Genomic DNA, 11,463 nt, shown 5'->3' with positions numbered 1-11,463 from the left:
CCCGGCCCGCGCCGGCGTGTCCGGGCCGGCCAGGGCGCAGTCGGCGGCGCCCGACCACTCCGCGCCGGCCGGGGCGGCGCCGAGGCGGGCCCGGGGCGCGACGGCGGCGGCCAGGTGGGCCCGCCACTCGCCCGTGGCGTGCTGGTCGACCGCGACGTAGTGCGCGCCCAGCCGCAGCACACCCAGCACCGCCACGGCCTCGGCGGCCGAGCGGGGCAGCTCCAGGACCACCGCGTCGCCGGCGCGCACGCCGCGCGCGTGCAGCAGCCGCGCCTGCGCGACGGCCCGGTCGTGCAGCTCGCGGTAGGTCAGCGTGCACCCGGCGTGCGCGTCGACCAGCGCGACCCGTTCGCCCGCGGACCGCGCGTGCGCCGCGAACCGGCTCCACACGTCGTCGGCCGTGTCGTATGCCCCGCCCGCGCCCAGCGCCCGCAGCCGCGCGTGCTGCGCCGCCGACAGCCCGGTGACGTCGCGCAGGGCGACGCCCGGGTCGGCGGCCAGCTCCCGCAGCGCCGCCTGGAACGACTCGGCCAGCTCCCCGGCGTCGGCCGCGGTGAGCACCGACGTGGCGTACTCCAGGGCGAAGCGGGGACGGTCCGACCACGACTGGAGGTAGAGCAGCGCGTCGAACACCGCGCCGTGGCAGTGGCCCTCGTGCACCCGCCAGGCGCGGCCCCCCGCCTCCAGCTCGTCGGGCACCAGCTCGTGGTGGGCGGCGAAGCCGAGCTGCGCCAGCGGGTTGCGGCCCGGGTCGGTGGCGCCGCCGAGCCCGGAGACGACCCGCTCGAACGGCACGTCGGCGTCGGCCGCCGCCTCGGCCAGCGAGGCGGCCACCCCGCGTACGTAGTCCCGCGCGTCGAGGTCGTCGCTCGCCGCGCAGCGCACCGGGACGACCCGGGTGCACAGGCCCACGATGCCGGCCATGCCCGCCTCGAACCGGCCCGCCGCCGGCACCCCGAGCACCAGGTCGGTCAGGCCCGCGCGGCGGGCGGCGGCCAGCGCCCACGCCGCCATGGCCACCGACGTCACCGTCACCCGGCAGTGCCGGGCCAGCTCGGTGGCGGCCCGCGTCGTCGCCGCGTCGAGGTGGAAGCGCAGGCGTGCGCCGCGGCCGTCGGCCTCGGCGACCGGTGGCAGGTCGGTGGGGAGCGCCGCCGACCGGGGCGCGCCGTCCAGCCGGGCCGCGACCCGGGCCAGCGCGCCGTCCAGCGCCCCGGACGCCTCCCGCGCGGCGAGGCGGGAGCCGATCCACTCCGGCGACGGCGCGGTGCCCGCCGGCTCGGCGCCGGCGTAGAGCTCGGCGAACTCGCGCCAGAGCACCCCGATGCTCCAGCCGTCGGCGATCGTGTGGTGCACCAGCATGGTGAGCAGGTCGCGCCGCCCGGCGCGGGTCAGCACGAAGACGACCGGCGGCTGTGCGAAGGGGCGCAGCAGCCGCGCGGCCGAGGGGCCGTACAGCTCGTGCACGGCGCGTACCGGGTCGTCGTCGGGCAACGTCTGGTGCAGCAGCCGTGGCTCGTACGGGGCGGGCAGCACGATCCGGGCCTGCCGCGGGTCCCGGACGAACCGGGTGCGCAGCGCCTCGTGGCGGGTCGCCAGCTCGCGCAGCGCCGACCGGGTCCGGGCCTCGTCGAGCGGCCCGTCCGCCTCCAGCGTGAACATCAGGTGGTACGGCGCGTCCTGGTCGAGCAGGTGCGCCGCCAGCATGGACCGCTGGCCGGGCAGCAGCTCCAGCTCGGTGGGCCGCCGCGCGGCCAGCGGGGGCGCGGTGTCCACGTGCTCCACCGCGCCGGCCAGGGCCCGCGCCAGCGGCAGCGCCGACAGCAGCCGGGCGCTGTCCACGTGTGCCCGCAGCTCGCGCTGGCCCAGCGAGACCAGCGCGATGGCCTGCAGCGAGGTGCCGCCCAGCGCGACGAACGACTCGGTCACCGCCGCGTCCCGCAGCTGCTCGGGCGCGCAACCGAGCACCCGCGCGGCCAGCGGCGCCCAGGCGGAGAGTTCCGGGGCGGTCATCACACGACCTCCGCCACCGGCTCGTCCAGCGGCACCTGCGCCGGCTTGTCCAGCGGCACCTGGCCCGCGACGTCCCGCAGGTCGGCGAAGCGGGGGTTCTCCAGGACGTGGCCGAACATCACCGCGAGGTTGAGCTCCTGGCGGATCAGGGTGCTCAGCCGCAGCGCGCTGAGCGAGTGGCCGCCGAGGTCGAAGAAGTCGTCGTCGTCGTCGACCGTGTCGACGCCGAGCACCTCCATCCACAGCTGCTCGAACTCGCCCACCCAGGTCCGGTCGTGTACGTCGCGCATCAGTGGTGCCTCTCTGTGTCCAGTCGGGTCGCGGGGGCGTCCAGGTAGTGCCGGGTGGCCGCGAAGGGGTAGGTGGGGGCGGGCCGCCGGCGTCGGCCCGCGTCGTGCACGGGGTCCCAGGCGCCGACGAGACCCAGCTGCCACAGCGCGCCGACGGTGGCCAGCAGCCGGGCGTGCCGGTCGGCGGGCAGCGCGGGCCCGTCCGGGCCCAGGTGCGGGGTGACGCTCGTGCCGATCTCGATCCAGAGCACCTGGTCGAGCTCCGGCGGCGTCGTCGGCGCGGGCACCTCGGTCGCCTGGGCCCGCCAGTACGCGAGCCCGTCGTACCCGGTCGGCGGCTGCCCGCCCGGCACGTGGACGGGCAGTTCGGCCGGGTCGAGCCGGCTGACGTCGACGTCGCCGCCGCAGGTCAGCTCCAGCGCGTCGGCGAGGGACATGATCCCGGCCACGACCGCGCACGCCACGGCGCCGATGCCGGCGCCGGCCAGGGCGCGCGGGGCCACGCCCCGGCTGCGCAGCGACCGCGCCAGGCCGACGCAGGCCAGCAGCCGGGTGCAGCGCTCCCGTACGGCCTCGTCGAGGTCGCGGTCGCGCAGCAGCGCCACGCCCTCGTCGACGACCCGGCGGTACACCGGGTCGGCGTCGTAGTTGGGCCGGTTGCCGGTCAGCTCGCCGGCCCCGGTGAGGTGCAGCGCCACGCCGCGCGCCCGCGCCTTCGCGTCGACCTGCCGGACCGTCGCCGGCGAGCCGTGCGCTCCGGTGAGGAACGCGGCCCGCCACGGCAGCTCCGCCCGGCCGGTCCGCAGGGTGTACGCGAGGTCGGCCAGCTCGCCGGGCGGGGTCTGCGCCACGCAGGCGGCGGCGCGGTCCAGGCCGGCCTGCGCCACGGCGGCGGTCTTCGCGGAGACCAGGACCAGCTCGGTGACGTGGCGACGCGACCGGGGCCGGGCGGGCGGGGCCTCCTCCAGCACGACGTGGGCGTTGGTGCCGCCGATGCCGAAGGCGCTCACCCCGGCCCGGCGTACGCCGTCGATCGGCGCCCAGGGCCGGGCCGTCGCCGGCAGCTCGAACACCGAACCGTCCAGCCGGAGCGCGGGGTTGGGCGTGGCGAGATGGGCGATCGGCGGGATCACGCGGTGCTTCAGCGCCAGCACGGTCTTGATCAGGCCGACCACGCCGGCGGCGGTGTCCAGGTGCCCGACGACCGACTTGACCGCGCCGAGCGCGCAGGGCGCCCGGTCGGGCCGGTCGCTGTCGAAGACCTGCCGCAGCGCCGCCACCTCGATCGGGTCGCCGAGCGCGGTGCCGGTGCCGTGGGTCTCGATCAGGCCGACGGTGTCCGGGTCGACGTCGGCCACCTCCAGCGCCGCCGAGATCACGCCGGCCTGGCCGGTGGGGCCGGGCGCGGTGAAGCCCGCCTTGCGGGAGCCGTCGTTGTTGACCGCGGAGCCGCGGATCACGGCGTGCACGGTGTCGCCGTCACGCAGGGCGTCCTCGAGTCGCTTGAGCACCACCACGCCCGCGCCGTCGCCGGGCACGGTGCCGTCGGCCGCGGCGTCGAAGGCCCGGCACCGGCCGTCGGCGGAGAAGATCCCCCCGGGCTCGTGCACGTGCCCGCGCCGCGTCGGCGGGGTCACCGTGGCGCCCCCGGCCAGTGCCATGTCGGCGTCGTAGGTCAGCAGCGCCTGCACCGCCTGGTGCACCGCGACCAGCGACGTCGAGCAGGCGGTCTGCAGCGTCAGCGCCGGACCCTGCAGGTTCAGCTTGTACGCGATCCGGGTGCCCGCGAAGTCCTTGTCGCTGCCGATGATCAGCCCCAGGCCGCCGGCCGCCTCGACCACGCGCTCGTTGGGCCACACGTTGTCGAGCAGGTAGACGTTCAGGCCGGTGCCGACGTACACCCCGATCCGGTTGCCGTCGGCGGCGACCGGCGGGTGGCCGGCGTGCTCCAGCGCGGCCCAGGCGCACTCCAGCAGGATCCGCTGCTGCGGGTCCATCAGCGCGCTGTCCGAGGGCGAGTAGCTGAACAGCCGGTGGTCGAAGCAGTCCGCGTCGCGCAGCACCGCCCGGGCGGGCACGAAGTCGGGCCGCTCGACGAGGTCCTTGGGCACGCCCCAGCCGACGAGCTGCTCGGGGGTGAAGAAGGTGACCGCGTCGACCCCGTTGACCACGTGGTGCCAGAACAGGTCCAGGTCGCGTTCGGCGCCGGGGACCCGTACGGCCATGCCGACCACGGCCACCGCCGCGCCGTCGGGCAGCTCAGCCACGGCGGCCTCCCGCGGTCCGGCGCCGGTCGGCCAGCAGGGCGCGACCGCGGTGGCGCTGCGCCACCCGCGCGTCGGCGACCACCGGGGCCGCCCGTTGCAGGTGCGCGGCGCAGCCGGCGACCGTGCCGGCGCGGAACAGGTCCGTCACGGAGACGTCCAGGCCCTCGTCGGAGAGCCGCTGCTGGAGCGCGATCAGCGCGAAGCTGTGCCCGCCCAGGTCGAAGAAGTTGTCGTGCAGCCCGACGTCGGCCCGGTCGAGCACCTCGCTCCAGCAGGCCCGGATGCGCTCCTCCAACCCGCTGCCGGCGGCTAGGCCGCGCCGCGCCGCGGGCGCGACGGTGGTGCGCGCGGCGCGGCTGTCGGCCAGCAGTCGGGCCGTGTCCACCTTGCCGTGCGCGGTGAGCGGGATCGCCGCGACGGTCAGGATCCGCGACGGCACCATGTACGCCGGCAGCGTCGCCCGCACGTGGGCGCGCAGCTCGCGTTCGGCCTCCGGGCCGAGTTCGCCGACGACGAAGGCGGCCAGCTCGTCGTTCTCGGCCGCGACCGCGCACGAGCGCACCGCCGGGTGGGTCAGGAACGCGCCCTCGACCTCGGCCAGCTCGACGCGGTAGCCGCGCAGCTGCACCTGGGTGTCGTTGCGGCCGAGGTACACCATGTTCCCGTCGACGCCCCACTTGACCACGTCACCGGTCCGGTACATCACGCCCCCGCCGTACGGGTCGGGCAGGAAGCGCGCCTCGGTCAGCTCCGGGTTGCCCAGGTAGCCGTGCGCGACGAGCACGCCGCCGCAGTACAGCTCGCCGGGCACGTTGAGGCCGGTCGGCCGCAGGTCGTCGTCGAGGACGTAGCAGCGCCCCGACGGCAGCGGCACGCCGACGGTGCCCTCCCTGACCCGGGCCAGGTCCGCGGTGGGCGCCTCGAAGATCGTCACGTGGATGGTGCCCTCGGTGATGCCGTACATGTTGACGAAGACCGCGCGCAGGCCCGGCGCGCCGGCGACCAGCGACGCGACCCGCGACCAGCTCAGGGCCTCGCCGCCGAGGACGACGTAGCGGATGCGGGAGACCTCGTCCGCGCCCAGCAGCCGCAGGTACGGGGGCAGCAGCCGGTAGAGCGCACCGGGGGTCTGGAACACCACCGTGACGCCCTCGCGGCGCACCAGCTCGGCCAGGCGCTGCCGGTCCACCAGGTCGGCCTGGTCGGCGACGACCAGCCGGCCGCCGGTGCTCAGCGCGCCCCACATCTCCCACACCGAGGCGTCGAACGAGAACGAGCTGGCGGCCAGCCACACGTCGTCGGCCGTGACGTCGAGCCCGGCCGGGGTCGGGTCGTTCAGCGCGTCCAGGCCGCCGTGCCCGACCATGACGCCCTTGGGCACCCCGGTGGAGCCGGAGGTGTAGATGACGTACGCCTGGTCGCGCGGCCCGGGGAACGTCTCCGCGACCACGGACGTCCCGTCGAGGGTGTGCGCGTCGGCCAGGCGGATGCCGCGGCCCCGCGCCAGCGCGCCGGCCGTGTCGGCGGTGCCGGCCTCCACCAGCATGAACGGCATGTCGGCGCTGGCCGTGATCAGTTCGAGGCGCTGCCGCGGGTACTCGGGGTCCAGCGGCACGTAGACGCCGCCGAGCTTCCACACGCCCAGGATCGCCGCGACGATCGCGGGGGAGCGGCGCAGCAGCAGTCCGACCCGGTCGCCGCGGCGCACCCCCCGGTCGGCCAGGCCCGCCGCGATCCGCCCGGCCCACCGGTCCAGCTCGGCGTAGGTGACCTCCACGTCCCGGTGACGCACCGCCACCGCGTCCGGGGTGCGCGCCACGTGCTCGGCGAACCGGCGCAGCACCGACGGGTGGTCGGCCGGCTGCCGCGCCACCGGCGGGTTCACCCCCTCGGTCAGCAGCAGCCGCTCCGCCCCGTCCACCATGCACGGCTCGGCGTCCGGCCCGTCGACGACCGACCGCAGGAAGGTCAGGTAGTGCGCGAGCAGCGTCGCGACGGTCTCCGGGGTGAACAGCTCGGTGCTGTACTCGGCCCTCAGGAACGGCGTGGCGGTGGACACGTCGAGGGTCAGGCCCAGGTCGAACTTGGTGACGTCGATCTCGACGTCGACCTCGGTCAGCCGCACCCCGTCGAACTCGGGGAACGCGAACGGGAAGTTCTGCACCGTCAGGGAGGTCTGGAACAGCGGCGCGTGGCTGAGCTGCCGTTCCCCCACGGTGGCCCGCACGATCTGCTCGAATGGCACGTCCTGGTTGGCGAACGCGGCCATGCTGGCCCGTCGGGCCCGTTCGACAAGCTCGGCGAAGCCGGGCCGGCCGGACACGTCGAGTCGGATCGGCAGGGTGTTGACCAGGCAGCCGACGACGCGCTCCTCGGCCTCGTCCATGCGGTTGGCGACCGGCACCCCGATCACCACCTCGTCCTGGCGCGCGTAGCGCGACAGCACCGAGGCGTACGCGGCCAGCGACACCGCGAACAGCGTCGTGCCCCGCGACCTGGCCCACGCGGTGAGCCGCTCGACCAGCTGCGGCTCGACCGGGCGGCGCAGCACCGCGCCGTCGGCGCTGAGCACGCTCGGCCGGGGGAAGTCGGTGGGCAGCGCGAGCTGCGGGACGTCGCGCAGCTCGGCGCGCCAGAAGTCCAGCCCGGAGCTGTCGCGCTCCCACGACTCGCGCTGCCGCCGGGCGTACGCCAGGTACGACTCCGCCGGTTCGGCGTACGCGGCGTCCGTCCCGGACACCGCCGCGTGGTACTCGGCGGCGAGGTCGCGCAGCAGCAGCCCCACCGACCAGCCGTCGCAGGCGATGTGGTGCACCAGCACCGCGAGGGTGTGCTCGTCCGGGCCCCAGGAACGCAGGAAGGCGCGCAGCACGGGCCCGTCGCCGAGGTCGAACGGGCGTCGGGCCTGCTCGGCGACCAGGGTGTGCAGGTGGGCCTCCTGGGTGTCCCGGTCGGCCCACGCGCCCGACCGCACGTCGACGTCCGCGTGCGGGGTGGGCGAGACCCGCTGGGTGAGCACACCGTCGACCAGGGCGAACGTGGTGCGCAGCGCGTCGTGCCGGGCGACGACGCGGGTCAGCGCCGCGCGCAGCGCCGCCGGCCGCAACGCCCCGTGCAGGTGGACGGCGAACGCCACCACGTACGCCGGGTTGCCGGGCTGGAGCTGGTTGAGGAAATAGAGTCTTTCCTGAGCGAAGGAAGCACGACCGGTACGAACCATGGATCGATCGTGCGGTGTCCGACGTCCCGCCCGGCAGAGCGAGCTTCCCCGCTCCAGCAGGGAAAACCTCCCGGTCGGGTGCCGGACACACCGCTGCTCGTCGGCTGCTCAGCCTGGCCGGCTCCGGGGCCCGGGAACGCGACACGGCCCCCGGCCCGACGGGGTCAGCCGTCGGCCCGGGGGCCGTGTCGGGGGCGCGTCGGTCGGGTTCCGCCCGACCGCCCACAGGGGGAGTGCCTAGTACTCGCCGCGCCCGAAGGCGGCCAGCTCCGCGGAGTGCCCGGGGTTGCTGACGTACGTCGCACCGATCGGGGCGGTCACCCGGCACCACATGTCGAGCCGCTCCACGTCGATGCCGGCTGCGGCGGCCAGCTCGTCACGCCGGCGCAGCATCTCCGCGCGGTCCAGGCCCTCCAGCACGTAGTCGACCGCGTCGAAGCACGGGTCGCCGGCGCAGGCCATCGGGTCGATGGCCACCAGGCCCTTCGCGCCGCCGCTGAGCACGTTGCCCAGGTGCAGGTCGCCGTGCAGCAGCACGGTGTCGGTGGGCGCGGCGAACAGGTCGTCGCGCAGCCGCTTCGACTCGGTGAGGTCGGCGCCCCGCCGCACCGCGGAGTTGAACAGCACGTCGATCCAGTCCTCCAGCCGCCGCGGCGCGGTGGCCGGATCCCCGGCGCCGTGCAGGTCGGTGAGGAACCCGGCGTACTCCTGCGGGGACGGCGGTTGCGGCATCTTCTCCACCAGGGTGCCCGGGTGGATGGCCTCGAGCAGCACCGCGCCCTTGGCCGCCGCCAGCACCTCGGGCACCCGTGAGCTGGGCGCGAACTGGCGCAGCATGTCGACCTCCTCCCGCACCGCGTAGCTGTCGGGCGACAGCTTGAGCACCGCCTCGCCACGGGGGTGGCGGCAGCGGAACACCACGGAGGAGTTGCCGGACTTGAGCGGGTCGCCGAGGTCGAGCGCCCACTGCGCGACGAGTTCGTCCAGTCGCTGGGGCAGCGTGCCGACCCAGCGGTGCGCCGCCTTGCCGAACCGCGGCTCCAGCCGGGTCGCGATCGCTTCCAGATCCAGGGCCATCCCGCTCACCTTTCCATCGACTGCGCGCCGGCGTACGCGGCGCAGCCGCCCGCTCCCGGCTGGGGTGTGCCACCGTGCTCCAGCCTGGCCTTGCGGGCGACCTCGATCGCCTCGTACCGGTCCGCCACGTTGAGCTTGCTGAAGATCGTCGAGATGTGGTTGCTGACCGTCTTCGGCGAGAGATTGAGCTGGGTGGCGATCGCCCCGTTGCGCAGGCCCGACGCGATCAGCTGGAGCACCTGCCGCTCGCGCGTCGTCAGCTCGGGGAAGAGCTGCTGGTTGCGTGGTTCCCGGCCGAGCTGCCGGACGATCTGGTCGGCCACCCGGGGGCCGAGGATCACCTCGCCCGTGGCGAGGCCCCTGATCGTCCGGACGATGCCGTCGCCCGGGCAGCTCTTGAGCACGTAGCCCCGTGCGCCGGCACGCATGGCCGCGAAGACCGCCGCCTCGTCCTCGACCGCGGTGAAGACCAGCACCGCGGTCGTGGGCGACATCCGGGCGATCTCCTGCAGCGTCACGCCCACCTGGAAGCCCGGCAGTTCGATGTCGAGCACGAGCACGTCGGGGCGCAGCGACGCCGCCGATCTCATCGCCTCCCGCGTGGTGCCCGCCTCGGCGACCACGGTGACCTCAGCCGAGGGGGACAGCAGGGCGTGCAGGCCCCTGCGCACCACCGGCTGGGCGTCGGCCAGCACAACTGTCACGGCGCGACGTCTTGTGCCGTCCGCGACGTCTCCCGGATCGCGGCTCATCGTATGAGCCGGTTCCGAGGTCGAGCCAACGCTGACCATTACCACACCTCACCCGTCTAACTGGTTCCGCGACGCCTCCCTGTCGTGGAGGCGTCGCGGAAGCGCCGACCTCCGATCGGCGTGAACGTCTTCTGACGGTCATCAGAACAACACATGAACGTGGCCGGGCGACAGTGATGTCAGTCATCTGACGCATTCTCAGCGACCAATTAAATGAAAAGCGTCGAAGGCGATTCTCGGCTTGAACGGAACAGGCCGCGACAGAACGGAAATGCCGGGACGAGGCGGCTGCGGACCTGGTGGGACGGTCCGGGGCGGCCCGTCCCGGACCGGCGGCTAGCGCACCGCGTTCCGGGCGTCCACGGGAGATATTCCCTGGTGGCCCGGGAAGTCGTCCCGCCCGTGCTCCGCCGGACGCCCTGTCCCGCCCGGCGGCGTCGCCGCGAGGATTGACGCGACCGCTCCATCACACCAGGATGTGCAAATATGCCGTTGTCTCGACTGACTGATTATTCGTCCCGTTTGGTGCCGACCGATCCGCTGCGCAGGAAACTGATCGCGATCCGGCTGGCCGAATCGATCGGCAAGGGAGTCTTCCTCAGCGGCAGCGTCGTCTACTTCACACTCCGCGTCGGGCTCGATCCCAAGCAGGTCGGCCTGGGTCTGTCGGCGGCGGGCCTGTCCGCCTTCATCTCGTCGGTCCTGTTCGGCGTCGTCGCCGACCGGGTGGGCCCGCGCAGGCTGCTCGTCATGCTGTTCGCGGCGCTGGCGGTGGGCTTCGGGCTCTACGCGCTGGTGGACAACCCGGTCCACTTCTTCGCCCTGGTGGTCACCGTCGGCTTCCTCGAGTACGGCACCGGCCCGACCAACGGCGCTCTCGTCGGCAACCTCGTGCCCGCCGAGGAGCGGGTCAAGCTCAAGGCCATGATGCGGTCGGTGTTCAACATCGGTTTCAGCATCGGCATCGGGGTGGCCGCCGTCGCCGCGCTCGACCAGCGGCTGCTCGTGCTGATCCCGCTCACCACCGCCCTGCTGATGGCCGGCGCCGCCCTGCTGGTCACCCGCCTGCCCGACGCGCCCGCGCGTCCCGTCCCGGTGGGCTTCAGGCGCTTCGCCGCCGTACGCGACCCCCGGTTCCTCTCCGTCATCGGCGTCTCGACGGTGCTCGCCTCCCACGTCACCGTCATCCTGGTCACGATGCCGCTCTGGGCGCTCAACCGCACCTCGCTGCCGCACTTCCTGATCCCGCTGCTGCTCATCTTCAACACGGTGTTCGTCATCCTGTTCCAGGTGCGGGCCAGCCGTGGCGCGGACACCGTGGAGGGCGCCGGCAGGCTCGCCCGCCGCTCCGGCTACTGGCTGGCCGGCGGCTGCGCCGTCATCGCGGTGAGCGCCCTCGACGACAACGTCGTGCTGGTGTCCGTCGCGATCGTCGCCGCGGTGCTGATCCTGTCGGTGGCCGAGGTGATGCAGGCCGCCTCGGGCTGGGGCCTCGCGTTCGGCCTCGCCCCCGAGCACGCGCAGGGTGAGTACCTGGGCGCGTTCGACCTGCACGTGATCACGCAGAACATCATCGGCCCGGCGACGCTGTCCGGCCTGGTCATCGCCTTCGGCTTCTGGGGCTGGCTCGGCATCGCGGTCGCCGCGCTGGTCGCGTCGGCGCTGATCATCCCGGTCGCGCACCGCAGCCAGGCCACCCTCGTCCCGGAGCCGGCCTCCGCGACCAGCCCGTAGGCCGCGGCACCGGGAGCGGGGCGCCACGGCCCGGGCCGTGCCGGCCCGGGCCGGCGGCCGGCGTCAGCCCCCGGGAGGGCTCGCGCGGCGGGGGGCGGCGGCGGCGGCCG

Annotated in this window: 7 protein-coding genes; 1 reads left to right on the top strand and 6 read right to left on the bottom strand. The window is 74.7% G+C overall.

Annotation, left to right across the window (positions count from 1 at the left end; translation table 11 throughout):
- The 6 genes from V6U77_RS28740 to V6U77_RS28715 all read right to left on the bottom strand — a co-directional run.
- On the bottom strand, positions 1–2,013 hold a 2,013-nt coding region (locus tag V6U77_RS28740; RefSeq protein WP_334609887.1), incomplete at its 3' end, for a condensation domain-containing protein.
- Complete coding sequence (locus V6U77_RS28735; protein ID WP_334609886.1) at positions 2,013–2,303, bottom strand: phosphopantetheine-binding protein; 291 nt, start codon at positions 2,301–2,303, stop codon at positions 2,013–2,015. The genes V6U77_RS28740 and V6U77_RS28735, both read right to left, overlap by 1 nt.
- Positions 2,303–4,570 carry a type I polyketide synthase gene (locus V6U77_RS28730; protein ID WP_334609885.1) on the bottom strand — a complete coding sequence of 756 codons (2,268 nt, stop codon included), beginning with the start codon at positions 4,568–4,570 and terminating at the stop codon, positions 2,303–2,305. Before V6U77_RS28730 ends, V6U77_RS28735 begins: the two co-directional genes overlap by 1 nt.
- Positions 4,563–7,790, bottom strand: a complete 3,228-nt coding sequence (locus V6U77_RS28725) for a non-ribosomal peptide synthetase (protein WP_334609884.1) — start codon at positions 7,788–7,790, stop codon at positions 4,563–4,565. The genes V6U77_RS28730 and V6U77_RS28725 overlap by 8 nt, the downstream gene beginning before the upstream one ends.
- Before the next feature lie 237 nt (positions 7,791–8,027).
- Entirely contained in the window at positions 8,028–8,867 is an 840-nt protein-coding gene (locus V6U77_RS28720; RefSeq protein ID WP_334609883.1) for an aminoglycoside phosphotransferase family protein, read from the bottom strand.
- Positions 8,868–8,872: 5 nt separating this feature from the next.
- On the bottom strand, positions 8,873–9,571 hold the full coding sequence (locus V6U77_RS28715) for a response regulator transcription factor (protein WP_334609882.1): 699 nt from the start codon (positions 9,569–9,571) through the stop codon (positions 8,873–8,875).
- 573 nt (positions 9,572–10,144) lie between these two features.
- Between V6U77_RS28715 and V6U77_RS28710 the strand changes: the two genes are divergently transcribed.
- Complete coding sequence (locus V6U77_RS28710) at positions 10,145–11,353, top strand: MFS transporter (RefSeq protein ID WP_334609881.1); 1,209 nt, start codon at positions 10,145–10,147, stop codon at positions 11,351–11,353.
- Positions 11,354–11,463: the final 110 nt, after the last annotated feature.

The organism is Micromonospora sp. CPCC 205546 (assembly GCF_036902715.1).
In the GTDB taxonomy this organism is placed as follows: Bacteria; Actinomycetota; Actinomycetes; order Mycobacteriales; family Micromonosporaceae; genus Micromonospora.
The sequence above is the reverse complement of the archived record's forward strand: the minus strand, read 5'-3'. Positions and strand labels throughout refer to the sequence as shown.

What these genes read in the sequence shown, in the direction of transcription:
- V6U77_RS28735 (WP_334609886.1), bottom strand. Translation starts at nt 2,303, where the DNA reads ATGCGCGACGTACACGACCGGACCTGGGTGGGCGAGTTCGAGCAGCTG.
- V6U77_RS28725 (WP_334609884.1), bottom strand. Translation starts at nt 7,790, where the DNA reads ATGGTTCGTACCGGTCGTGCTTCCTTCGCTCAGGAAAGACTCTATTTC.
- V6U77_RS28720 (WP_334609883.1), bottom strand. Translation starts at nt 8,867, where the DNA reads ATGGCCCTGGATCTGGAAGCGATCGCGACCCGGCTGGAGCCGCGGTTC.